This is a genomic window from Citrobacter sp. Cf136, assembly GCF_030333815.1.
GTDB classification, from domain to species: Bacteria; Pseudomonadota; Gammaproteobacteria; order Enterobacterales; family Enterobacteriaceae; genus Citrobacter; species Citrobacter freundii.
The window spans coordinates 329980-354596 of the sequence record NZ_JAOWFE010000029.1 but is presented as its reverse complement, the minus strand read 5'-3'; the positions used below and the strand labels follow the sequence as shown (position 1 = coordinate 354596).

At 54.4% G+C, this 24617-nt stretch carries 23 protein-coding genes; 6 read left to right on the top strand and 17 right to left on the bottom strand.

Translation table 11 applies throughout. From position 1 onward, the window contains the following. Window positions 1–6: 6 nt before the first annotated feature. From yncE to rpsU, 4 genes are all read right to left on the bottom strand, one after another. Window positions 7–1056, bottom strand: coding sequence for a 7-bladed beta-propeller protein YncE (yncE, locus tag OGV98_RS02255; RefSeq protein WP_202580990.1), 1050 nt, complete (start codon window positions 1054–1056; stop codon window positions 7–9). Window positions 1057–1217: 161 nt separating this feature from the next. Next, window positions 1218–3065 carry an RNA polymerase sigma factor RpoD gene (rpoD, locus tag OGV98_RS02250; protein ID WP_003024699.1) on the bottom strand — a complete coding sequence of 616 codons (1848 nt, stop codon included), beginning with the start codon at window positions 3063–3065 and terminating at the stop codon, window positions 1218–1220. Between the two features lie 243 nt (window positions 3066–3308). Continuing rightward, window positions 3309–5054 carry a DNA primase gene (dnaG, locus tag OGV98_RS02245; protein WP_003024697.1) on the bottom strand — a complete coding sequence of 582 codons (1746 nt, stop codon included), beginning with the start codon at window positions 5052–5054 and terminating at the stop codon, window positions 3309–3311. A 237-nt stretch (window positions 5055–5291) separates the two neighbouring features. Beyond that, window positions 5292–5507, bottom strand: a complete 216-nt coding sequence (gene rpsU, locus OGV98_RS02240) for a 30S ribosomal protein S21 (protein WP_001144069.1) — start codon at window positions 5505–5507, stop codon at window positions 5292–5294. Between the two features lie 236 nt (window positions 5508–5743). Between rpsU and tsaD the strand changes: the two genes are divergently transcribed. After that, on the top strand, window positions 5744–6757 hold the full coding sequence (tsaD, locus tag OGV98_RS02235; RefSeq protein ID WP_279279144.1) for a tRNA (adenosine(37)-N6)-threonylcarbamoyltransferase complex transferase subunit TsaD: 1014 nt from the start codon (window positions 5744–5746) through the stop codon (window positions 6755–6757). Between the two features lie 37 nt (window positions 6758–6794). Here the strand turns inward: tsaD and ureG are convergent, their stop codons facing one another. From ureG to ttdA, 10 genes are all read right to left on the bottom strand, one after another. Then, entirely contained in the window at window positions 6795–7412 is a 618-nt protein-coding gene (gene ureG / locus OGV98_RS02230; protein WP_003838095.1) for an urease accessory protein UreG, read from the bottom strand. A gap of 9 nt (window positions 7413–7421) precedes the next feature. Next, a complete protein-coding gene (locus OGV98_RS02225; protein WP_049002826.1) occupies window positions 7422–8093 on the bottom strand; it encodes an urease accessory protein UreF in 672 nt (223 codons plus the stop codon). Beyond that, window positions 8093–8551, bottom strand: a complete 459-nt coding sequence (ureE, locus tag OGV98_RS02220) for an urease accessory protein UreE (protein WP_003024684.1) — start codon at window positions 8549–8551, stop codon at window positions 8093–8095. Before ureE ends, OGV98_RS02225 begins: the two co-directional genes overlap by 1 nt. A gap of 8 nt (window positions 8552–8559) precedes the next feature. Further along, a complete protein-coding gene (ureC, locus tag OGV98_RS02215) occupies window positions 8560–10263 on the bottom strand; it encodes an urease subunit alpha (RefSeq protein WP_003846283.1) in 1704 nt (567 codons plus the stop codon). After that, window positions 10256–10576, bottom strand: a complete 321-nt coding sequence (locus tag OGV98_RS02210; protein WP_061549552.1) for an urease subunit beta — start codon at window positions 10574–10576, stop codon at window positions 10256–10258. Before OGV98_RS02210 ends, ureC begins: the two co-directional genes overlap by 8 nt. A gap of 9 nt (window positions 10577–10585) precedes the next feature. Next, window positions 10586–10888 (bottom strand): urease subunit gamma, encoded by a 303-nt coding sequence (locus tag OGV98_RS02205; protein WP_003024678.1) that lies wholly within the window; start codon window positions 10886–10888, stop codon window positions 10586–10588. 10 nt (window positions 10889–10898) lie between these two features. Further along, window positions 10899–11723 carry an urease accessory protein UreD gene (locus OGV98_RS02200; protein WP_202581315.1) on the bottom strand — a complete coding sequence of 275 codons (825 nt, stop codon included), beginning with the start codon at window positions 11721–11723 and terminating at the stop codon, window positions 10899–10901. 121 nt (window positions 11724–11844) lie between these two features. Then, the gene (locus OGV98_RS02195) at window positions 11845–13308 is read right to left on the bottom strand and encodes an anion permease (RefSeq protein ID WP_032937357.1); all 1464 of its coding nucleotides are present in this window, start codon (window positions 13306–13308) and stop codon (window positions 11845–11847) included. A gap of 48 nt (window positions 13309–13356) precedes the next feature. After that, complete coding sequence (ttdB, locus tag OGV98_RS02190; RefSeq protein WP_032937359.1) at window positions 13357–13962, bottom strand: L(+)-tartrate dehydratase subunit beta; 606 nt, start codon at window positions 13960–13962, stop codon at window positions 13357–13359. Next, window positions 13959–14867 carry a L(+)-tartrate dehydratase subunit alpha gene (gene ttdA / locus OGV98_RS02185; RefSeq protein ID WP_016150995.1) on the bottom strand — a complete coding sequence of 303 codons (909 nt, stop codon included), beginning with the start codon at window positions 14865–14867 and terminating at the stop codon, window positions 13959–13961. Before ttdA ends, ttdB begins: the two co-directional genes overlap by 4 nt. Before the next feature lie 212 nt (window positions 14868–15079). On the opposite strand from ttdA, the gene ttdR reads away from it, so the two are divergent. Continuing rightward, complete coding sequence (gene ttdR, locus OGV98_RS02180; RefSeq protein WP_193339017.1) at window positions 15080–16021, top strand: L-tartrate utilization transcriptional activator TtdR; 942 nt, start codon at window positions 15080–15082, stop codon at window positions 16019–16021. A gap of 31 nt (window positions 16022–16052) precedes the next feature. On the opposite strand, the gene plsY is transcribed toward ttdR, so the two are convergent. Continuing rightward, window positions 16053–16670, bottom strand: coding sequence for a glycerol-3-phosphate 1-O-acyltransferase PlsY (plsY, locus tag OGV98_RS02175; RefSeq protein ID WP_003024662.1), 618 nt, complete (start codon window positions 16668–16670; stop codon window positions 16053–16055). Window positions 16671–16776: 106 nt separating this feature from the next. On the opposite strand from plsY, the gene folB reads away from it, so the two are divergent. Next, window positions 16777–17145, top strand: coding sequence for a bifunctional dihydroneopterin aldolase/7,8-dihydroneopterin epimerase (gene folB, locus OGV98_RS02170; RefSeq protein ID WP_003838117.1), 369 nt, complete (start codon window positions 16777–16779; stop codon window positions 17143–17145). Window positions 17146–17231: 86 nt separating this feature from the next. Then, window positions 17232–18050, top strand: coding sequence for an undecaprenyl-diphosphate phosphatase (gene bacA, locus OGV98_RS02165; RefSeq protein ID WP_003838118.1), 819 nt, complete (start codon window positions 17232–17234; stop codon window positions 18048–18050). 97 nt (window positions 18051–18147) lie between these two features. Here the strand turns inward: bacA and OGV98_RS02160 are convergent, their stop codons facing one another. Then, window positions 18148–19389, bottom strand: coding sequence for a multifunctional CCA addition/repair protein (locus tag OGV98_RS02160; RefSeq protein WP_044713693.1), 1242 nt, complete (start codon window positions 19387–19389; stop codon window positions 18148–18150). A gap of 61 nt (window positions 19390–19450) precedes the next feature. Next, window positions 19451–20071, bottom strand: a complete 621-nt coding sequence (locus OGV98_RS02155) for a TIGR04211 family SH3 domain-containing protein (RefSeq protein WP_003024650.1) — start codon at window positions 20069–20071, stop codon at window positions 19451–19453. A 241-nt stretch (window positions 20072–20312) separates the two neighbouring features. On the opposite strand from OGV98_RS02155, the gene OGV98_RS02150 reads away from it, so the two are divergent. Together OGV98_RS02150 and glnE are read left to right on the top strand one after the other, a co-directional pair. Continuing rightward, on the top strand, window positions 20313–21614 hold the full coding sequence (locus tag OGV98_RS02150) for a CYTH domain-containing protein (protein ID WP_003838121.1): 1302 nt from the start codon (window positions 20313–20315) through the stop codon (window positions 21612–21614). Window positions 21615–21739: 125 nt separating this feature from the next. After that, window positions 21740–24580 (top strand): bifunctional [glutamate--ammonia ligase]-adenylyl-L-tyrosine phosphorylase/[glutamate--ammonia-ligase] adenylyltransferase, encoded by a 2841-nt coding sequence (gene glnE, locus OGV98_RS02145; protein ID WP_202580992.1) that lies wholly within the window; start codon window positions 21740–21742, stop codon window positions 24578–24580. Window positions 24581–24617 lie beyond the last annotated feature (37 nt).

Sequence of the window (24617 nt, the reverse complement as noted above, 5' to 3'; positions counted from 1 at the left end):
CATTCCTCAGAACTGGGTTAAATCGAGCTTGAGTACATAGTCAGCCTTGTTGGCTTTTTCATCCTGCTTCACGCTAACGAAGAGCGTTTTGCTGTCAGGAGAAAGCACCATGCTGTTTGGCATTGCTGCCGTTTTGATGGTGTGCTTCAGGCTGTAAGTGTTGGCATCGATAACGCTAATCTGACGGGCATTGCGATGGGTAACATACACTTCGTTGCGGGCAGGGTTATAGACCGCAGCGATAGAGTTTGGCGTGGGAACGCGGTGAACAATTTTACCGCTGTCCAGTTGGACTACCAGCACGTCGGCGGTGTTGGTATCGGCGATAAATCCGACGCCTTTGGCCGTGTTCAACGCGATGTTCAGGAAGTAATGCTTCGGCTCGGAGGGGTCAACCTTCACACGCGACAGAACCTGCGACGTTTTGCCATCCAGGGTAACAAGTTCGCCTTTGCCAGTGACGGCGTAAACTTTATCGCCAGCTTCATCAACGGCGAAACCGACCGGATCCATCCCTTTGAGGGCGTGTAATAGTTTCTGGTTATGCGTGTCGACAACCCACAGCACACCTTTATTTTCACTGCCAATACCGGAGACATACAGACGGTGGTGCTTCTTGTCGAGCACCACTTCACGAACGTGGGCTTTATTTTCTTCGTCTGCAAGCTGAAGCATTTTCACTTCTTTATGGGTGCGGGTATCCAGCAGGGTCAGTGAGCCATCCAGCGCATTACCTAGCCAGAGAATGTGGTTAGGTTCATCCAGTGAGACCGCAAAAGGACGGCGTTCGGTGGCGATCCGCTCATCGACTTTTAATGATTCAGTTGAAAACAGGAACACTTCACCGGCGGTTTTATCTTTGTCGAAAGAGGGGGCAGAGGCTGCATAGATAGCCTGATGTCCGGCGTCATAAGCCAGTTCGTAAACGCCATGACCAAGCGTCTGAGAGGCGAACTGATCCTCAGTAAAGTCTTTTGCCAGGGCTGAACCGGTATAAAGTGCCAGTGAAATCGCAAGCGCGCAGAGGGACTGATTTTTTAATGTTTTTAAATTCATGTCATTTTTCTTTACAGTTGTTTACGAAAAGAAAAATGATAATGAAAATAAATATCATTTACAATTGCATGTATGGGCAATGCCCCCTACCAATTTTTGTACACTGCGGAAAATCCCAAAAAAAAAGCTCCCCGGAGGGAGCTTCTTAATAACAGAAACGATTAATCGTCGAGGAAGCTACGCAGTACTTCAGAGCGGCTCGGGTGGCGCAGTTTACGCAGCGCTTTCGCTTCGATCTGACGGATACGTTCACGGGTAACGTCGAACTGTTTACCGACTTCTTCCAGCGTGTGGTCGGTGTTCATATCGATACCGAAACGCATACGCAGAACTTTCGCTTCACGGGCGGTCAGGCCAGCCAGAACGTCGTGCGTTGCGGCACGCAGACTCTCGGTGGTCGCAGAGTCCAGCGGCAGCTCGAGGGTGGTATCCTCGATGAAATCACCCAGATGCGAATCTTCATCGTCGCCGATCGGCGTTTCCATGGAGATAGGCTCTTTAGCGATCTTCAGCACTTTACGGATCTTGTCTTCCGGCATCAGCATGCGTTCAGCCAGTTCTTCCGGCGTAGGCTCGCGGCCCATCTCTTGCAGCATCTGACGGGAGATACGGTTGAGCTTGTTAATGGTCTCAATCATATGTACCGGGATACGGATGGTACGCGCCTGATCCGCGATCGAACGGGTGATCGCCTGACGGATCCACCAGGTTGCATAGGTGGAGAACTTGTAACCACGACGGTATTCAAACTTATCAACCGCTTTCATCAGACCGATGTTACCTTCCTGAATCAGATCCAGGAACTGCAAGCCACGGTTGGTGTATTTTTTAGCGATAGAGATAACCAGACGTAAGTTCGCTTCAACCATCTCTTTTTTCGCACGGCGGGCTTTCGCTTCACCGATGGACATGCGACGGTTGATATCTTTAACCTGCTCGATGGTCAGGCCGGTTTCTTCTTCAATCTGCTGCAGTTTCTGCAGGCCGCGGTGAACGTCATCTGCCACATCGTGCAGTTTTTCAGACCACGGTTTGTTCATCGCGATTGCCGCGTTGAACCAGGTTTCGCTGGTTTCGTTGCCAGTGAACAGGGTGATGAAGTTTTTCTTCGGCATTTTGCACTGCTCAACGCAGAGCTTCATGATCAGACGTTCCTGAGTACGCACGCGGTCCATCATGACGCGCATGCTGTTTACCAGGTAGTCGAACTGCTTCGGCACCAGGCGGAACTGTTTGAACACTTCGGACAGCTTCTGAATTTCTTCCTGCGCGGCAGCATGGCTGCGGCCTTTCGCTTTGATGGTGTCGCGAGTGATTTCGTACTGAGTACGCAGTTCACCGAATTTTTCACGCGCTAACTCAGGGTCGATGCTGTTGTCATCATCACTGCTGTCGTCGTCGCCATCTTCTTCATCTTCGTCTTCATCGTCATCCATCTCTTCCTGAGAGAGTTCAGAACCGACGTGGGTCGCCGTTGGCGCCATGTCTTCTTCCGCGTTTGGATCGACAAAGCCAGTGATCAGATCGGAAAGACGTGCTTCTTCAGCTTCTACGCGATCGTACTGCTCAAGCAGGTAGGTGATAGCTTCCGGGTATTCGGCAACGGAGCATTGAACCTGGTTAATCCCGTCTTCGATGCGTTTAGCGATGTCGATTTCGCCTTCGCGGGTTAACAGTTCAACGGTACCCATTTCACGCATGTACATGCGGACCGGGTCAGTTGTACGACCGATTTCGGACTCAACGCTGGACAGAACCTGGGCAGCCGCTTCTTCCGCGTCTTCATCGGTGCTGTTGGAGGTTTCAGCAAGCAGCAGATCATCGGCATCAGGTGCTTCTTCCATCACCTGAATACCCATGTCATTGATCATTTGGATGATGTCTTCGATTTGATCTGAATCGACGATATCTTCCGGCAGATGGTCATTGACCTCGGCATAGGTCAGATAGCCTTGCTCCTTACCACGTTGGACAAGAAGCTTCAGCTGTGACTGCGGGTTTTGCTCCATAAGACGGTATCCACACTTAATTCGTTTGATTGGTGTTGGGCGGTAAAACCGCCAACGGCAAAACGAGGGCATACTTATATTTTGCCGCTGCCTCTCCGTGCGGCTGTCGGGGGCTTCCCGATCGATATTCGGCAGTTAAGCCGTTAAATACTTCATCTTTCACGTTGTCTCTGCGTTAGCTGCGTTCGTTCACTTGCTGCCTTGATACAACGCGAATGATTTTGTCTTTGTTTTGTCTTTCTCTTATTTCTTGGCCAGTTCCTGGTTCAGCGTCCAGAGTTCCCGGCGTTCTTCGCTGCTTAAACCGTGTGTGCGCTCACGAGCTATCAACTCTTCCTGGCGCAGTTCAAGCATCGAATCAAACATATGGTTGAGTGAGTCGGTGAAGGTTTTTTCTGCGATATCTTTATCTGCTATATCGTCCCACATCGACAGTTTTTCAAGGGTCGCAGCATCATTTGTGCCACGATAGTGTTCTAAAAGTTGCCCGGTGGTCAGACCTGGCTGAGCCAGACAAGTGTTGACCAGTTCTCTGAATAAGCCAAGTCCAGGCAGCTTATTGCTATCCAGTGCGCCTAACGGTGGAACCAGCGGGGCGAGCTCCGGGTTCTGCACCAGCAACCCTATAAGTATACGCATGGTCGTACGTTTTAGCTGTGGAACAGGGCGGGAAGCCCCATTTTCTGCCAGTTTTGGCATTAAACGTTCAAGCTGGCTGTCATCCAGAATGCCGAGCTTGTTTCCCAACTCCTGTCGCAGGTAAATGCGCAACGTTTCGCCTGGTACTTGAGTAATCAGCGGTAATGCCAGCGTGCTGAGCTGTGCGCGTCCGTCTGGGGTACTCAAATCCACCTGCGGCAACAGGCTGTTAAATAAAAACGCAGAGAGCGGCAGCGCCTGCTCCATCCGCGCTTCAAAGGCCTCTTTCCCTTCTTTGCGCACTAGCGTATCGGGATCTTCGCCGTCAGGTAAAAACATAAAGCGTAGCTGGCGTCCGTCTGTCATATAGGGCAGTGCGGTTTCCAGCGCGCGCCATGCTGCGTCGCGTCCGGCACGGTCGCCGTCGTAACAGCAAATTACGTTGTTCGTCGCGCGGAACAACAGTTGGATGTGATCGGCGGTGGTTGACGTCCCAAGGGATGCCACGGCGTAGTTAATGCCGTATTGCGCCAGCGCCACCACATCCATATAGCCTTCTACCACTAACAGGCGCTGTGGATCGGCGTTATCCTGCTGGGCTTCATAAAGACCATACAGCTGGCGACCTTTATGGAAAATATCGGTTTCCGGGGAGTTCAGATACTTCGGCAGGGCATCGCCCAGCACGCGTCCACCAAAACCAATGACCCGACCACGTTTGTCGCGGATGGGGAACATCACCCGTTCGCGGAAGCGATCGTAACTGCGTCCCTGATCGTTGGTGACCAACATCCCCGCATCAACCAGCGATTTGCGATTTTCAGCATTGCCGCCAAACCGTTTCAGGACGTTGTCCCAGCCGGGGGGCGCAAAACCAATAGCAAAACGGGTGATAACGTCGCTACTTAATCCTCGCTTTTCCAGGTACTGGCGCGCAGGGGTAGCGGCGGGTTGCATCAAAGACTGTTGATAAAAAGTGTTCAGGCCATCCATCAATTGATAAAGGCTTTGCCGTTGATGGCGCTCTATCTGACTGGGGCCACTGCCTGCTTCATAGGGCACTTCAAGGTTGTGCATTGCGGCCAGTTCTTCGACGGTTTCCACAAACTCGAGCTTGTCGTAGTTCATGAGAAAGTCGACGGCGTTGCCATGCGCGCCACACCCAAAGCAGTGATAAAACTGTTTTTCACCGTTTACGGTGAAAGAGGGGGTTTTTTCGTTATGAAACGGACAGCACGCGTGATAATTTTTGCCCTGCTTTTTCAGCTTTACCCGCGCGTCGATGAGATCGACGATGTCGGTTCTTGCCAGCAGGTCATTGATAAAAACGCGAGGAATTCGTCCAGCCATAAGCCCCTGTTTTTTGATGACTCATATACACAAAATCATTCAGGATGCATCAAGGCGGCAAGGAAGCGAATCCTCAGGAGCGTACATCAGTACGTGACTGGGGTGAGCGACTGCAGCCAACACTGAGGCAGCTTGAATGATGACGTGTATAAACGAAAATAAGCCGCGCATTCCTTCCGGAAGCACGGCCTTACAACTACAACTCAGTCTGAATTGAGAGCTTTGGCTCTCAATGGATTAGTACAGACGAGTACGGCGTGCGTTTTCGCGAGCCAGTTTCTTCGCGTGACGTTTCACAGCAGAAGCTTTAGCGCGCTTACGTTCGGTAGTCGGTTTTTCATAGAACTCACGACGACGAACTTCCGCCAGAACACCTGCTTTTTCGCATGAACGCTTGAAGCGACGCAGTGCTACGTCGAACGGCTCGTTTTCACGTACTTTAATTACCGGCATGTAACTCTCACCTTTAATAAATTCGGTTTGCCGCTGGCATCAACGCCAGCTTATTTCAAAATGGTGCGGAATTTTACTGCAATTGCTGCTGCTTTGTAAAGCACCGACGCGATTTTGAAAGGGACTTTTATAAGGACAAGGAGTATACACGAGCGGAACTCCTGGGGCGAACAAAGTTTTACATCAACCCGCATTGGTCCTACACTGCGCGGTAATAGAGCGAGGTAAAACAAGTCATGCGTGTACTGGGTATTGAAACATCCTGCGATGAAACCGGCATCGCCATTTACGACGATGAAAAAGGTCTTTTAGCCAACCAATTGTATAGTCAGGTGAAATTACACGCTGACTACGGCGGCGTAGTGCCAGAACTGGCCTCGCGCGATCACGTACGTAAAACCGTACCGCTGATCCAGGCCGCGCTGAAAGAGGCGGGACTGAAGGCAAAAGAGATTGATGCGGTGGCGTATACCGCAGGTCCTGGTTTGGTTGGCGCGCTGCTGGTTGGCGCAACCGTAGGACGTTCGCTGGCGTTCGCCTGGGGCGTACCAGCAATTCCTGTGCACCACATGGAAGGGCATCTGCTGGCGCCGATGCTGGAAGATAATCCGCCTGCTTTTCCGTTCGTCGCGCTGCTGGTTTCTGGCGGTCACACGCAGCTGATTAGCGTCACCGGTATCGGTCAGTATGAATTACTCGGCGAATCGATTGATGATGCTGCTGGCGAAGCGTTCGACAAAACCGCCAAGCTGCTGGGACTGGATTATCCTGGCGGTCCAATGCTGTCAAAGCTGGCCTCGCAAGGCGTTGAAAAACGCTTTGTCTTCCCGCGCCCGATGACCGATCGTCCGGGGCTGGATTTCAGCTTCTCCGGGCTGAAAACCTTTGCCGCGAATACCATTCGTAATAACGAAAATGACGATCAGACGCGCGCAGATATCGCCCGTGCCTTTGAAGATGCGGTAGTTGATACGCTGATGATCAAGTGCAAACGCGCGTTGGATCAAACCGGTTTTAAACGTCTGGTGATGGCGGGGGGCGTGAGCGCGAACCGTACGCTGCGCGCGAAACTGGCCGAGATGATGCAAAAACGTCGTGGTGATGTGTTTTACGCGCGTCCGGAGTTTTGTACCGACAACGGGGCGATGATCGCCTACGCGGGCATGGTGCGCTTTAAAGCGGGCGCAACGGCGGATCTTGGCGTGACCGTGCGCCCACGCTGGCCGCTGGCGGAATTACCGGCGGCGTGATTTTTTGCCCGGTGGCGCAATGTTACCGGGCAAGACGCTACATCCGCAGCATTCCTTTCTCTTCCAGAAACGCGATAATTTTTTCCAGACCCTCTCCGGATTTTAAATTGCTGAACGTCCATGGACGCTCCCCGCGCATACGCAGGGTATCGCGTTCCATCACCTCCAACGAGGCGCCGACGTAGGGAGCCAGATCGGTTTTATTGATAACCAGAAAATCGGATTTAGTGATCCCCGGACCGCCTTTACGCGGGATCTTCTCGCCTTCGGCAACGTCGATCACATAGATCGTCAGATCCGCTAATTCCGGACTGAAGGTGGCGCTCAGGTTATCGCCACCGCTTTCCACAAAAATCAGATCCAGATTGCCGAATTTCTCGCTCAGCGCCTCTACGGCAGCCAGATTCATCGACGCATCTTCGCGGATGGCGGTATGCGGGCAGCCGCCGGTTTCCACACCGACGATCCGGTCTGGCTCCAGTGCGCCCGCCTCGGTGAGAATGCGCTGATCTTCTTTGGTGTAGATATCGTTGGTGACTACCGCCAGTTGATAGCTACTGCGCATGGCTTTGCATAACGCTTCCAGCAGCGCCGTTTTGCCGGAGCCGACCGGGCCGCCAACGCCCACACGCAGGGGATGCTTGTAGTTACTCATTTTTTCTCCTCAGGAGCGGAATAATCGGGAATATTGGGTTTCATGCCGGGCAGACGCGATAGCGGCCAACGGCGTAGCGGAGCCGAGACTGTCTTCAGGCGTCGCCAGCGCCTGTGCCAGACCCTGCGCATAGCGATCGCAGAGCGCAATAATCAAACGCTGGGCCGCCTGTTGTCCAAAAGGAACCAGCTTGACGCCAGCCATCACAGCGCTCTCAATCCAGCTGTAGCCGAGGCTTAACGCCAGTTCGGTCAGGGGAATTCTCCAGCGCACGCCCAACCAGGCCATGCCGCAGAGTTGGCTGTCAGCGAAGAGAGTGCGCCACTCTCGCGAGCAATCCGCCTCCCAGTCGGTGACCAGCCGCGTAAACGCCGCGCCCCGACTGCGTTCTTCATCCCGCAGTTCGCGAGTTTCCCGGCAGGCCAACAGGTAAGCGCTCCAGCGGCGCGCGGCGTCGAGATCGTCCTGCTCGCAGGCGCGATACAGTCTCGCCAGCAGCGGTAGGTCGACGGTAAAAAAGTTCTGCTCCATCTGCTGAATTTGCCAGGCAGAGAAGTCATCGACGCTTTTCACCCAGCCAATCTCCACTGCCCACTCCAGACCCTGGGACCAGGTAAACGATCCCACCGGGAGTGCGCTGCTGGCGAGCTGCATCAGACGCAGCTGTTGGGTGTTATGCATCAGTGCGCATGGCCGTGATGATGCCCGTGTGATTCACTGGCATAAGCGCCTGCTTCCGGTTCAAACGGTAGTTGAGCGAACGTCACCTCGAGGTTGAACTGGCGCAGCATGGCGTCCAGCACATGATCGTGGTGGTAGCGCAGCTCATCCGGCAGAATTTGTAGCGGAACGTGGCGATTGCCGAGGTGATAACAGGCTTTGGCGAGCAGGAAAGGATCGGCGCAGCGCACCACGGAAACCGACTCCGGCGCGGCGATCACTTCGATCACCTCGCTTCCATCGTCGGTGGTCAGCAGGTCGCCACCGCGTAACAGCAAACCGCGCGGTAGCATCAGCCCGGCTTCGCGACCGTCGTTCAGCGCCACTCTGGCACGACTTTTTACCCGCATATCAATGGGTAGCGTGACGCTTGCGGTGACGCGGTGAGCGTGGTCAAGGCGTTGGGTCAGGTAGATCATCGTCACTCCTAAAACAGAAAATAGCGTTGTGCCATCGGCAAAACGTTTGCCGGTTCGCTGGTAATCAGTTCGCCATCAATACGCACCTCGTAGGTCTGAGCATCGACGGTGATATTGGGTTGCAGGTCGTTGTGGATCATGTTGGCCTTTTTCACTGTTCTGCAGCCTTTAACGACGGCGATGGCGCTTTGCAGGTTGAGCTGCTGCGCGATGTTTTGCGCATCAGCGGCCTGCGAAATAAAGGTCAGCCGGGTGTGATGCCGCGCTGCGCCAAGTGCGCCGAACATCATGCGGTAATGCACCGGCTGTGGGGTGGGAATCGAGGCATTGATGTCGCCCATCGGCGCACAGACGATCATCCCGCCTTTAACGATCGTCGCCGGTTTTACGCCAAAGAATGCCGGTGACCACAACACCAGATCGGCCAGTTTGCCAGGTTCAACGGAGCCGACTTCATGGGCGATACCGTGGGTTAGCGCCGGATTGATGGTGTATTTGGCGACGTAACGTTTAACGCGCAGGTTGTCGTTGTCACCGGTTTCTTCTGCCAACGGGCCACGCTGAACCTTCATGCGGTGCGCCACCTGCCAGGTACGCAGGATCACTTCGCCCACGCGCCCCATTGCCTGCGAATCGGACGAGGTCAGGGAAAAGGCGCCAATGTCATGCAGCACATCTTCGGCAGCGATCGTTTCCCGGCGAATGCGTGATTCGGCAAAGGCTACGTCTTCGGCGATATCTGGATCGAGATGGTGGCAAACCATCAGCATATCGAGATGCTCGTCGATGGTGTTGATGGTATAGGGCAGCGTCGGGTTCGTAGAGGAGGGCAGGATATTCGGATGTGCGCAGGCGGTGATGATATCCGGCGCATGACCGCCGCCCGCGCCTTCGGTGTGAAAAGTATGAATGGTGCGATCGCCAATCGCCGCCAGCGTATCTTCCACGAAACCGGACTCATTGAGCGTGTCGCTGTGCAGCGCTACCTGGATGTCCATTTCGTCGGCCACGGTCAGCGCGCAGTCGATAGCGGCGGGTGTGGCGCCCCAGTCTTCATGGATTTTCAGGCCAATTGCGCCTGCAGTGATTTGCTCGCGCAAGGCGTCAGGATTTGAGCCGTTACCTTTGCCCAGTAAACCGATGTTAACCGGTAACGTGTCTGCCGCCTGCAGCATGCGTGCGATGTACCACGGACCCGGCGTACAGGTGGTGGCGTGAGTGCCCGCGGCCGGACCGGTACCGCCGCCGATCATCGTCGTCACGCCGGAAACCAGCGCCTCTTGCGCCTGCTGTGGGCAGATCCAGTGAATATGCGTATCCACGCCGCCTGCGGTGACGATCTTGCCTTCCCCGGCGATGACTTCAGTTCCCACGCCTATCGGGATCGTAACGTTGGGCTGAATATCGGGATTACCTGCCTTTCCGATGGCGAAGATCCTGCCGGCTTTGATACCAATATCCGCTTTCACGATCCCCCAGTGATCGACGATCAGCGCGTTGGTTATCACCAGATCCACACATGCATCGGCGCGCATTTGCCCCTGGCCCATGCCGTCGCGGATCACTTTTCCGCCGCCGAATTTGACCTCTTCGCCGTAGGTGGTGAAGTCTTTTTCCACTTCGATCCACAGGTCGGTATCCGCCAGGCGCACTTTATCGCCAGTGGTTGGGCCAAACATGTCGGCGTACGCCTGCCGGGAAATGTCACTCATTATCTGCCTCCAGCGCGCCCATCACTTCGCTACGAAAACCCACGATCCTTTGTGCGCCAGCAACGCGCACCAGTTCGACTTCGCGTTTTTGTCCTGGCTCAAAACGCACCGCTGTGCCCGCAGCAATGTTCAGACGAAAGCCGCGTGCGGCCAGCCTGTCAAAGCGCAGCGCCGGGTTCACTTCGAAAAAGTGATAGTGCGATCCCACCTGGATGGGCCTGTCGCCATGATTTTCCACCACGATCGTGCAGATCTCTCGCCCCTGATTAAGTGCGATACTGCCTTTTTCGATCTGATATTCACCTGGGATCATTGTCGCTCCTTAGACGATCGGGTTGTGGACAGTGACCAGCTTCGATCCGTCCGGAAACGTGGCTTCAACCTGAATATCCGGGATCATTTCCGGTACGCCTTCCATCACCTGATCGCGGCGCAGGACGTGACGCCCGTCCTCCATCAGCGCGGCTACAGTTTGCCCGTCGCGCGCCCCTTCCATGATGAAAGCGCTAATCAGCGCCACCGATTCCGGGTAGTTCAGCTTCAGCCCGCGGGCCAGGCGACGTTCCGCCACCAGCGCGGCGGTAAACAGCAACAACTTATCTTTTTCTCTGGGGGTCAGTTCCATAAGGGTTCTCTTAGGTTTGCCAGATTCTCGGTAGTACAGGCGTTTTATGTGTCAGCAGCGGGCGCAAAAATTGCCAGATGTCACGCATAACGCGCTGAACAACCAGGTTGTCGTTAGCAAGAAAACGGATTGTCAGCAGCGAGTCGTTAAGTGTTGCCCCGGCGTAATCGCCAAGCGCCATAAGCCGCTCCCGCGTGCCCTCCAGCATGTGTTCGTTGGCCGGATAACACAGCAACGTGCCGACCCAGGGATGATGCGCGACGCCGCTCAGATTCCCCTCCTGCAATATCAAGCGTTCTATCAGCAGCGGCTGCCCATCTCGCCACACTTCCAGGCGATTTTGCAGCATGCCGTGGCTGAAAGTTTCCTGCATAACCGGTCGGCCAAGACACAGCAGATCCCAGGCCAGCAGGCGACTTGCGGATGTCAGATGAAAGACGGTCTGAATAGCGGCGTTGGCGCCGGGAAAGAGGATCGTATCCTGCGGCAGCCACTCCAGCGTGGCGTGCGAGGCGAGGGTAAAATGCTGGCGCAGCAGCGCTTGTGGCCCTCGGCTGCGATAAAACTTGCCCGCGCCGGGCTGGGTGATTAACGCATGGCTGTTTTCGTCGAGTGTGACGGCAATATGAAGCTCATCCCCGCCAACGATCCCCGCAGGTGGATGCAGCAAATAGAGGTGGCAGACGTCCTCTTCCGGGTAAAACGGGCGCTGAACCGTCAATGGACCATGATGACGCGCCGAGGCGAGCACCGTTTTGTGCCCGGTACAGGAAAAATGCAGTTCCAGTTCGGCCTGCCAGCCTCGTGTGAGTGTCTCGTGCGCAACCGTGTCCAGAGCGTTTCCCCTATCAGCATGAGGGTGTTTGCATACAAAAAAGTATGCCTCAGCGCATCGGGAAATCGATCATATGAGAAGCTTATGGATTAAGGGGCGACAATATGCCGCCCAAGGGAGATTACAGTAAAACGAGGGGCATCCAGATCAGACCGGTGATCACCAGCAGCACGAGGAAAATCAGGCCAAAAATAGCGCCGAGTCGCCAGTAATCCACCGTTGGCAAATAACCGCTGCCGTAGTAGATAGGGCTAGGACCGGTGGCGTACGGGGTCAGAATGCTGCCCAGACCAATGGCGGCGCCGACCATCAGGCAGAAGACCGGTAGCGGGATTTCCGGCATTGCCAGCGCGGCGGCAATCATCATCGGCGCGAGGGCAGAGGTATACGCCGTGGCGCTGGCAAAGAAGTAGCGCAGCAGATAGAACACCACGATCAGCGCCACCATCACCATCATCGGCGAATAGCCGCTCAGTCCTCCCGCCAGCAGCTTGCCGAACCAGGTAATAAAACCGGTGTTATTGAGCCCGGTGGCGAGCGTTATCAGCGAGGCCAGCCAGAAAAAGACGTTCCATGCGGCTTTATTGCTGACGATGTCATCCCAGCTAATGATGCGTAGTACCAGCATCAACGCCACCACGCTGTATCCGACCATTGCGGCGTCAATGTAGTCGCCGCCGAAGATCCACAGCACTAACGCGCCGACCATCAGTACCAGCATCTTTTTCTCGCGAGCGCAGAGCGGTCCCATCGCTTTTAGCTCTGTATCCGCCCAACGTGGAACCTGATCGCCGGATTTCAGTACCGGTGGATACAGCAGGTACGCCAGCCACGGCACGATCAGCACCAGTAAAATGCTCAGCGGCAGCATGCCTAAGAACCAGTCGCCCCAGCTCAGCGCGGTGTGGGACGCGCCTTTCATCAGGCCGATCAACAGCAGATTCGGTGCCATCGCCGTTAAGAAAATAGCGCTGGTAACGCAGTCAGCGACAATGCCCATCCACATGATGTACGAGCCAATGGAGCGTGAACTGGCGCTATTGGGCTGCGAGTTATACAGCGGCGGCAGGTTGCGGATAATCGGGTAGATTATTCCGGCTCCGCGCGCGGAGTTGGAAGGCGTGACGGGAGCGAGGATAAGTTCGGAGAACATCACCGCATAGCCGAGAAATAACGTCCGGTGCCCCATCTTTTTCACCAGCATCAGCGCGATTCGCCGACCAAGGCCGGTTTTCTCATAGCCAGTACCAAACATAAAGGCCGCGAAGATCAGCCAGATGACCGAGTTTGAGAATCCAGATACCGCCCACGACAGCGATTTGGCGGTAAATTTAAAACCGTCCTGCGCGAGTTGCTCCGGACTGAACAGCAGCCACGGTGAAAGGACGGCGATGATCGAAATGCCAATCATCGCCACCACCGCGCCCGGTACAGGTTCCAGAATAAGCCCGACAATCACACCGGTAAAGACGGCAAAATAGAGCCAGGTGTGACTCTCAAGACCGGTGGGGACGGGCAGAACAGCAATAATGGCGATGACCACCAGCGGAGCCAGGTATCGCCACCAACCAGCTAAAGGTGCCATTGTTGTATCCCTGCGAAGAGGGAGAGGCGTTACGCCCCTCCGGGAGGGTTATTTGATGTAGTGCACGTGCTCGCAGATTTCTTCGACGATAGGATCGCGACGTTCAGCGAACAGCTTTTTGTTTTCGGCAATCAGGTTATTACCGTGAGTATCGATGGACACAATCAGCGGGCCGAACTCTTTTACCCGGCATACCCACAGAGATTCCGGCATGCCGAGTTCGGTCCAGTGTACCTCTTCAATTTCTTCAACCTGAGTAGCCGCCACGACCGCACAGCCAGCCGGGAAGATGACGTGCAGCGCTTTGAACTGTTTGCAGCCTTCTTCCGTCAGCGGCCCCATGCCGCCTTTGCCGACCACCAGCTTGACGCCCGTCTGCTCGATAAAGTCTTTCTCAAACGCTTCCATACGCATGCTGGTAGTTGGGCCGACGGAGACCATCTCCCATTTTTCACCGTTCTTACGGACGATCGGGCCCGCATGGAAAATGGCTTTGCCGTTCAGGTCATAAGGAATCGGGCGCTTCAGTTCGATCAGGCGACGGTGGCAAACGTCGCGGCAGGTCACCAGCGTGCCGGTCAGGTAAATGACATCGCCAACGCGAATGTCTGCCAGATCTTCGGCTTTGATCGGGGTTGTGAGGATCTTTTTCATAACGCGCTCCGGGTGTGAGACAGGTTTTCGAAGGAGAGGTCGGCATGAACCAACAGCGTGCCGCGACGATGCGCCCAGCAGCCGGTAGAGACTGCAACGCCGATAGTCGACGGGTGGCGCGCGGCGGATTCGATATGTACGCCCATCACTGAGCTATTCCCGGTCAACCCTTGCGGCCCAATGCCCAGACGGTTAAGTCCTTCTTCCAGGCGCAGTTCCAGTTCTGCCGCTTTTGGGTTTGGATGGCGTGATCCGATTGGGCGCAGCACCGCTTTACGAGAAAGCACGGCAGCGGTTTCGACAGAGGTGGCAATACCCACGCCCACCAGCACCGGAGGACAGGCGTTAACTGCCAGCGTGGAGATATTTTCGAAGACAAATTTCACCACGCCTTCATAGCCTTCAGAAGGCATTAACACTTTCGAGCGCCCCGGCAGCGTACAGCCGCCGCCTGCCATGTAGACTTCGATTTCCGCGTCATCGTTATCAGGGATGATGTCCCAGGTGACCCACGGCACACCGGTACCGGTATTTTTTCCGGTATTCACTTCGTCAAAAATCTCAACCGCGTTATGGCGCAGCGGCGCTTTTACCGTGGCATCTTCAACAGCCTGCTTCAGAATGCTTTGCAGTTCGCCAAGTAGCGGAAAACGGGAACCGACCTTCACGAAGAACATAATCTCCCCGGTGTCCTGACAGGCAGGGCGGTTCAGGTCGATAGCTTTCTGCATGTTGTCAAACATGGTGTGGTAGATGATTTTACCCATCGGCGAGGTTTCGCCTTCACGCAGCTGTTTTAATTTATCCACAACATCGTCAGGCATGCGGGTAGAAATCATGGCGGTAAAGTCGGCGACAATGTTCGTCAGCGTAGTTATCGCATGTTGGTTATTTTGATTGCTCATCTTATTAACTCCAGTTCTTTTATTTGTCTGGAAATAAATTCTCCGCCACAAACTACCACTAAAAATGTGGTTTTATATTATTTGGCACTGTGAATATCTAATTAACAGTTCGTGAATGATGTCCAGATAAGGCAATAAAAATTGCGCCAGGGCAGGGTTTAATACGTATGGGAGAATTACACTGCGGTTAATCACATTACGGATTACCGATCATGCTGAATACGTATCCCCTGGCGAAAGACCTACAGGTGCTGGTTGAAATTGTTCATAGCGGCAGCTTTAGCGCCGCCGCTGCGACGCTGGGTCAGACGCCCGCGTTTGTGACGAAGCGCATTCAGATCCTCGAGTCCACGCTAGGGGCTACGTTGCTAAGCCGCTCGGCGCGTGGCGTGGCGCTAACGGAGAGTGGTCAACGTTGCTATGAACACGCGCAGGCGATCCTCGCAGGTTATCAACATCTGGTCGATGACGTTACGCAACTCAAAACGCGTCCGGCAGGGATGATTCGTATCGGCTGTAGCTTTGGTTTTGGGCGCAGTTATATTGCACCGGCAATTACAGAATTGATGCACAGCTATCCTGAATTACAGGTACATTTTGAACTTTACGATCGGCAAATTGATTTGGCGCAGGATAATATCGATTTGGATATTCGTATCAATGATGAAATTCCTGATTATTATATTGCTCATTTGTTAACGAAAAATAAAAGGATATTATGCGCAGCACCGACGTATTTAAAAAAATACGGTGAGCCGACGACGTTACAGGAATTAATTCGGCATGATTGTCTGGTCACCAAAGAACGGGATATGACTCACGGGGTGTGGGAACTGGATAACGGTCAGGAGAAAAAGTCGGTTAAGGTGGCGGGACATCTTTCTTCTAACAGCGGTGAGATTGTGCTGCAGTGGGCGCTACAGGGAAAAGGGATCATGCTGCGTTCTGAATGGGACGTACAACCGTTTCTGGCCAGCGGTGAACTGGAGCGGGTGCTGCCGGACTATGCGCAGAGCGCTAATATCTGGGCGGTTTATCAGGAGCCGCTGTATCGCAGCGTGAAGCTTCGCGTGTGCGTGGAGTTTCTGGCGACGTGGTGTCAGAACCGATTAGGCAAACCGGTGGAGGGGTATCACATCCCCCAAGCCGGATAAGACGCCGACGCGTCGCTATCCGACAATAAAATCACTCGGGGTCTTTTTCGCGTTTTTTCTTTAGCTTGGTCCAGATCTTCGGCTCCTGACGACGCCACAGACGCTGAATGTTGTCATGGTGACGAAGCAGAATTAAGCACGACAACATGGACACCGGGAAAGTGAACTGGGGATTGAACCACCAGACGTAAAAAGGGGCGATCAGCGCACTGACGATAGCGCCTAACGATGAATAGCCGCTTAACAGGACGGTTAGTAGCCAGGTTCCGGCCATCACGCCGGTTAAGTCCCAGCCAATCGGCGCAATTGCGCCAAAGGCGGTGGCAACGCCTTTTCCACCTTTAAAGCCGAAAAATACCGGCCAAATGTGTCCCAGACAGGCGGCGATTGCGATCAATCCCAGCCAGAAGGGGCTGACGCCTAGCGCATAGGCACCCCAGACGGGTAACATACCTTTCAGGACGTCGAAAATCAGTACCGCGACGGCGGCTCCCTTGCCACCGATGCGCAGCACGTTTGTCGCGCCCGGATTCCCAGAGCCGCTGTCGCGCGGGTCCGGCAATCCAGCAAGGCGGCATACCAGAATAGCACTGGAAATTGAGCCACAGAGGTACGCGAAGATAATCATTCCAGGCGCGATTGCACTCATAAGCTGTTCCGTTTTGAAAATGTCGTGTAAAACGCTACTTCTGTGGATAATACGCATATTTCGCCGGAAGTGGTATCCGGGTTAGCCAAAAAGCAGGCAGGTCGTGATGGATATTGTATTTATAGAGCAACTTTCTGTAATCACCACTATTGGTGTTTACGACTGGGAACAAACGATCGAACAACGGTTGGTGTTCGATATCGAAATGGCATGGGATAACCGCAAATCAGCTAAAAGCGATGATGTGGCTGATTGCCTGAGCTATGCTGATATTGCTCAAACGGTTGTTAATCATGTGGAAGGTGGGCGTTTTGCGCTGGTAGAACGTGTAGCGGAAGAGGTGGCGGATTTGCTACTTAACCGCTTTAATTCACCGTGGGTGCGGATCAAACTCAGCAAACCTGGCGCGGTAGCCCGTGCGGCAAACGTCGGGGTCGTCATTGAGCGTGGCAATAATCTGAAAGAAAATAATTAATTTAATAATTTCTAAATCAAACGGGTATAAAAGAGTCCTTTCGTCGGCTCTTTTTTGCCGTGTTTTCTCTATCTAGGGGTTTATTAATGAGTGATATGCACTCGCTGCTGGTGGCGGCAATTTTGGGTGTGGTCGAAGGATTGACGGAATTTTTACCCGTTTCCAGTACCGGCCATATGATTATTGTTGGCCACCTGTTGGGTTTTGAGGGTGATACCGCAAAAACATTCGAGGTGGTGATCCAATTGGGGTCTATTCTGGCAGTGGTGGTGATGTTCTGGCGACGTTTGTTTGGCCTGATAGGCATTCACTTCGGCAAGGCTCCGCATGAAGGTACTGGCAAAGGTCGGCTGACGCTGGGGCATATCCTGTTGGGGATGATTCCGGCGGTTGTACTGGGACTGGTGTTCCACGACACCATCAAGTCGCTGTTTAACCCGATCAACGTGATGTATGCGCTAGTGGTGGGTGGTGTACTGCTGATTGCCGCAGAATGCCTGAAGCCGAAAGAGCCGCGCGCGCCGGGTCTGGATGATATGACCTATCGCCAGGCATTTATGATTGGCTGTTTCCAGTGTCTGGCGCTGTGGCCGGGTTTTTCTCGCTCAGGGGCGACGATTTCTGGCGGCATGCTGATGGGCGTGAGCCGTTATGCGGCTTCTGAGTTTTCATTCCTGCTGGCGGTGCCGATGATGATGGGCGCGACGGCGCTGGATCTCTACAAGAGCTGGTCGTTCCTTAGCGCATCAGATTTACCGATGTTTGCAGTCGGTTTTGTGACGGCGTTTATCGTGGCGCTGGTCGCGATCAAAACCTTCCTGCAGCTGATTAAGCGTATCTCGTTCATTCCGTTTGCGATTTACCGCTTTGTTGTGGCGGCTGCCGTCTATGTGGTTTTTTTCTGATCGCCACTAAATGCCGGATGGCGCTGCGCTTATCCGGCCTACGGGCGTAATATGTAGGCCGGATAAGGCATTTATGCCGCCATCCGGCAACGTCAGTTTAATGGGCAGGTTTAGGACACCGCTTCTCCTTCCAGTTGGCCACCGCCGCAATGCGACGCCGGGTCAGTTCTTCACGAATTGCCTGACCTTTGAATCCCGCTTCCACGACATCTTTCGTGGGAACCGCCTGTGCAACCAGCCAGGCTTCACGCAACAGCCTGCCTTGCGGGTAATCCGCCGCTTCAAAACCGGTTCGCCCACGCACGTCGGCCTCGCTGGTGAGGGCGATTTGCTCCACGCGCTGCGGTTTGCGCCATGCATCGATGGAATCAAACAGCTTAACGATGGTTTTCGGTTGCAGGATCGGGAAGGTATGAATCAGGTCGTGGAACTCGGCCACCAGTTTGGCTAAATCACGGATGTCATTCGGCACGCGCAGGCGCTGACACAGTTGCTCGACCAGCTTAACGCCCGCCGGACCGTGGCCATGATGGCGCGGCCATAGCGCTTTAGGCGTTAATGCTTTGCCAAGATCGTGGCACAGCGTGGCGAAACGCACGTCGACCTCCGGGCTTAACATGGCTGCCATCGACAGCGTCATCAGCGTGTGAATACCGGTATCAATTTCCGGGTGCCACTGCGCGGGCGCGGGAACGCCGAACAGAGCATCCACTTCAGGAAACAGAACGTGCAGTGCGCCGCAGTCGCGCAGGACCTGAAAAAATACCTGTGGGTTGCGGGTGGTTAAGGCGCCTTCCGTTTCTTTCCACACGCGCTCTGGCGTCAAGTGTTCCAGTTCGCCAGCGGCGTTCATATCGCGCATCAGCGTCATGGTTTCGTCGGCAATACGAAAGCCAAGGTGCGCATAGCGGGCAGCAAAGCGTGCTACGCGCAGCACGCGCAGTGGATCTTCGCTAAAAGCCGGGGAAACATGACGCAGCAGGCGGTTTTCCAGATCATCGCGTCCGTTATACGGGTCGATAATCTCCCCGTTGTCATCGCGGGCCATTGCGTTGATGGTCAGGTCGCGCCGCTGAAGATCGGCCTCCAGCGTCACATCTGGCGCGGCGTAGCAGGTGAATCCGGTATATCCCGAACCTGATTTGCGTTCAGTACGCGCCAACGCATACTCTTCCCGGGTTTGCGGATGCAGAAACACGGGAAAATCGCGGCCTACCTGTTGGTAACCCGCGTCGAGCATTCCTTGCGGCGTGGCGCCGACAACGACCCAATCTTTATCTTTAATCGGTAGCCCTAATAACGCATCCCGAACAGCACCACCGACCAGATAAATCTTCACGCCACTTTCCTTTTGAAAAAAATATCCCTTAATCATATGTCAGTGTGGCGGAGAAGGCGATTCAGTTCATCCAGCGATCTTTGCGTTTACGGCTTGGGATCATGTGTGGCAGAACCAGACCGAGCAGCAGACCAAGACCCAGCACGCCGCCGCCATACATAAACCATTGCATGATGATAGTACGCTGCTTGTCATCAAGCTGAAGGTTGGCTGCGCTCACCTTCTTTTGCGCCACGATAAGTTCGTTCTTCAGCTTCTGGTTTTCTTGTTTCAGCCCGTCAATAACGCTGTCGCTCTGCGCTACCTTTTGCTGCATGTCGGCGGTACGCTGATTCCATGTGGTATCGATATTATTGAGCTTATCGGTCAAGATCTTAACCTGGTTTTCCAGGTCGGGAACGCGGGTACGCAGGCTCGGCGTACTGTTCAGCTCTTTCAGTGGGATCCAGGCGGTACGTCCGGTGCTGTCTTTCACCTGGGCGTAATTAGTATTGGCATCGGTCTGTAATAGCGTGACTTCCTCGCCGGCGTTAACCGTACCCACGAGGCGATAATTATCTCCCGGACCGCTGCGGACCCAGGTGTTCAGTTCGTCAGAGACATAGCGCTTTTCTTCGGCATGAGAGACTGCAGTGGCGCTAAGTGCGAGTAAAGTTAATCCAATCAGGCGTAATTTTGGCATCAGGCTGTCGTTATTGTCATAGAAAGTGGAACGATAGTAGTGGCATCAGTGTCTCTACGCAAAGCATTCGACATCAATCGGAATCATCTGTGTCCTTTTTGCCACCACTCGAAACTTTTACGCCCGTCAAATTGCTCGTTGCATGGCAATTTGGCGCAAAATACTATCTACTGACCATAAAGAACGAACTTAGTTCGCAGTCAGTTTTCTCAACTGTGACATAACCCATAAGTACAAGACCATGGCCCAGGAAATCGAATTAAAATTTATCGTTAATAGTGACGCTGTCGATGCGCTACGTGAACGTCTGAATACGCTGGGGGGAGAGCATCATGCGCCCAGCCAGTTGCTGAATATTTACTACGAAACGCCGGATGCGTGGTTGCGTGGTCACGATATGGGGCTGCGTATTCGCGGTGAAAACGGTCATTACGAAATGACCATGAAAATTGCCGGACGCGTGACGGGCGGCCTGCATCAGCGACCGGAATTTAACGTTGCGCTGGACGCGCCTGAGCTGGATCTCGCCTTGTTCCCAACGGAAGCCTGGCCTGATGGCAAACTGCCCGCTGAACTTGCTTCTCAAGTGCAGCCGTTGTTCAGCACCGATTTTTTCCGTGAGAAATGGTTGGTTGATGTTGATGGCAGCCGGATTGAAATGGCCCTCGATGTGGGGGAAGTGAAAGCGGGCGAGTTTGCAGAACCTATCTGTGAGCTTGAACTTGAACTGCTAAGCGGCGATACCCGTGCGGTACTGAAGCTGGCAAACCAGCTGGTTTCGCAAACCGGTTTACGCCAGGGCAGTTTGAGCAAAGCCGCGCGCGGTTATCATTTGGCCCTGGGGAATGCGCCGCGCGAACTCAAACCGACGCGGATTTTGAAGGTTCCGGCGAAGGCAAGCATTGAGCAGGGGTTGGAAGCGGCGCTGGAGCTGGCATTATCACAGTGGCAGTACCACGAAGAACTGTGGGTACGCGGCGTTAAAGGGGCGAAAGCCGAGGTGCTGGCGGCAATGGGGCTGGTGCGTCACATTCTGATGTTGTTTGGCGGTAATGTGCCACGAAAAGCGAGCGCTCACTTACGTGATTTGCTGACCCAATCGGAAGCGATCATTGCGTCGGACGTTTCTGCTATTTCGGCGGTTTACAGTACGCAAACGGCAATGGCCAAGCTGGCGCTGACCGAATGGCTGGTGACCAAAGGATGGCAGCCATTCCTGGATGCGAAGGCGCAGGGCAAAATTGCCGACTCCTTTAAGCGCTTCTCTGATACCCATCTTTCACGCCATGCCGCTGAGCTGAAAACCGCTTTTGCGCAGCCGTTGGGCGATCAGTACGCCGATCAGCTTCCACGTTTGACGCGCAACATTGATAGCATGCTGATGCTGGCGGGATACTACGACGAAAATGTCGCATCGGAATGGATCGCTACTTGGCAGGGCTTACGTCGCGCCATTGCGGCCAACCAATATATTGAAATTGAACACTTCCGTAACGAGGCGATTGCACTGGAACCGTTCTGGCTGCACAGCGGAAAACGATAATCAGGGCCGAGGCCGGGATGCCTGATGGCGCTGCGCTTATCAGGCCTACGCGATGTGTGTAACTGTCATGTAGGTCGGATAAAGCGAAAAGACGCATCCGGCACCATTCAAAGGATAACCCGTAAATGAAGCAGCTCTCTTCACCGTTACAGCAGTACTGGCCGACCGTTGTTGAGCGGCTGCCAGCAGCAATATCTGAGTCCTCACTTAGCGTTCAGGCGAAGTCAGTACTTACATTCAGTGATTTTGTCCGTGACAGCATTATTGCCCATCCCGAATGGCTGGCTGAGCTGGAAAGCGCTCCACCCCTGGCGGATGAATGGCAACACTATGCCAACTGGTTACAGCAAGCATTGGCTGATGTTAGTGACGAAAACACACTGATGCGTGAGTTACGCCTGTTTCGCCGTCGCATTATGGTGCGTATCGCCTGGGCACAGACGCTGTCGCTGGTGACGGAAGAGAGTATTTTGCAGCAGTTAAGCCATCTGGCTGAAACGCTGATTATTGCCGCTCGAGACTGGTTGTATGACGCCTGCTGTCGTGAGTGGGGAACGCCGTGTAATCCTGAAGGTGTTGCGCAGCCGCTGCTGATTTTAGGCATGGGGAAACTGGGCGGTGGCGAGCTGAATTTTTCCTCCGATATCGACCTGATTTTTGCCTGGCCGGAACACGGCAGCACACAGGGTGGGCGCCGCGAGCTGGATAACGCCCAGTTCTTTACCCGTATGGGCCAGCGGCTTATCAAAGTGCTGGATCAGCCCACAATGGATGGGTTTGTCTATCGGGTGGATATGCGTTTACGCCCGTTTGGCGACAGCGGCCCGCTGGTGCTGAGCTTCTCCGCGCTGGAGGATTATTACCAGGAACAAGGGCGCGACTGGGAACGCTATGCGATGGTTAAAGCCCGCATTATGGGCGATGCCGACGGCACTTACGTCAATGAACTCCGTGCCATGCTGCGGCCTTTTGTCTTCCGTCGCTATATTGATTTCAGCGTGATCCAGTCGCTGCGTAACATGAAAGGGATGATTGCGCGTGAAGTGCGCCGTCGTGGCCTGAAAGACAACATCAAGCTGGGGGCGGGCGGCATTCGTGAAATCGAATTTATCGTGCAGGTATTCCAGCTGATTCGCGGTGGGCGCGAGCCATCGCTGCAATCCCGCTCGCTGTTACCGACGCTTAGCTCCATCAATGCGCTGCACTTGCTGTCTGATACCGACGCGGAACAACTGCGCGCAGCCTATCTCTATTTACGCCGCCTGGAAAACCTGCTGCAAAGCATCAATGATGAGCAGACCCAAACGCTGCCAGGCGATGAACTGAATCGCGCGCGGCTGGCGTGGGGGATGAACGTTGATGACTGGCAGCAGTTAACCGATGTGCTGACCAATCATATGGACAACGTACGCCGGGTATTTAACGAGCTGATTGGCGATGACGAGGCCGAAACCCAGGAAGAGTCGCTCTCAGAACAGTGGCGCGAATTGTGGCAGGATGCCTTACAGGAAGATGACACCACGCCAGTGCTGACACATCTGGCGGATGAAGATCGGCGGCGCGTGCTGTCTCTGATTGCTGATTTCCGCAAAGAGCTGGATAAACGCACCATTGGCCCACGCGGACGACAGGTGCTGGATCATTTAATGCCGCATCTGTTGAGCGATGTCTGTACGCGTGACGATGCCTCAGTCCCGCTGTCACGCATTACACCGCTGCTGGTGGGTATTGTGACTCGCACGACCTATCTGGAACTGCTGAGCGAATTCCCCGGGGCGCTGAAGCATTTGATTTCGCTCTGTGCGGCCTCGCCGATGGTCGCCAGCCAGCTGGCGCGGTATCCGTTGTTGCTTGATGAACTGTTGGATCCGAATACCCTGTATCAACCTACCGCGACGGACGCCTACCGTGATGAGCTGCGCCAGTATTTGCTGCGCGTGCCGGAAGATGACGAAGAGCAGCAACTGGAGGCACTGCGCCAGTTTAAGCAAACGCAGCTACTGCGTATTGCCGCGGCTGATATCGCCGGTACGCTGCCGGTGATGAAGGTGAGCGACCATTTAACCTGGCTGGCGGAAGCGATTATTGATGCGGTAGTCCAGCAGGCGTGGACGCAGATGGTTGCTCGCTACGGGCAACCTACCCATCTTGGCGAACGTGAGGGGCGCGGTTTTGCCGTCGTCGGCTATGGCAAACTGGGTGGCTGGGAACTGGGTTACAGTTCGGATCTTGATTTGATCTTCCTGCATGATTGCCCGATGGATGTGATGACGGACGGTGAGCGTGAGATTGACGGGCGACAGTTCTATCTGCGTCTGTCGCAGCGCATTATGCACCTTTTCAGCACCCGCACCTCGTCCGGTATTTTGTACGAAGTGGATGCGCGGCTGCGTCCATCCGGCGCGGCGGGAATGCTGGTGACATCAACCGACGCTTTCGCCGATTACCAGCGCAACGAAGCCTGGACGTGGGAGCATCAGGCGCTGGTGCGTGCTCGTGTGGTATATGGTGACCCGCAGTTGACCTCTCAGTTTGATGCGATTCGTCGCGATATCATGACCCTCGTCCGTGATGGGAAAACCTTGCAGACCGATGTGCGTGAAATGCGTGAGAAAATGCGCGCCCATTTGGGCAATAAGCATCGGGATCGTTTTGATATTAAAGCGGATGAGGGTGGCATCACAGACATTGAGTTTATTACGCAGTATCTGGTGTTGCGCTATGCGCATGAAAAACCGAAGCTGACGCGCTGGTCGGATAATGTGCGCATTCTGGAATTACTGGCGCAAAACGACATTATGGACGAGCAGGAAGCGCTGGCACTTACCCGTGCTTATACGACGTTGCGTGATGAACTTCACCATCTTGCGTTGCAGGAACTTCCGGGCCATGTGGCGCTGGAGCACTTTGACGCTGAACGTACGCTAGTGCGTGACAGCTGGCAGAAGTGGCTGGTTGCCGAGTGAAGTGTGCTATTATCGCGCGCAAATTTTAAGACCCTCA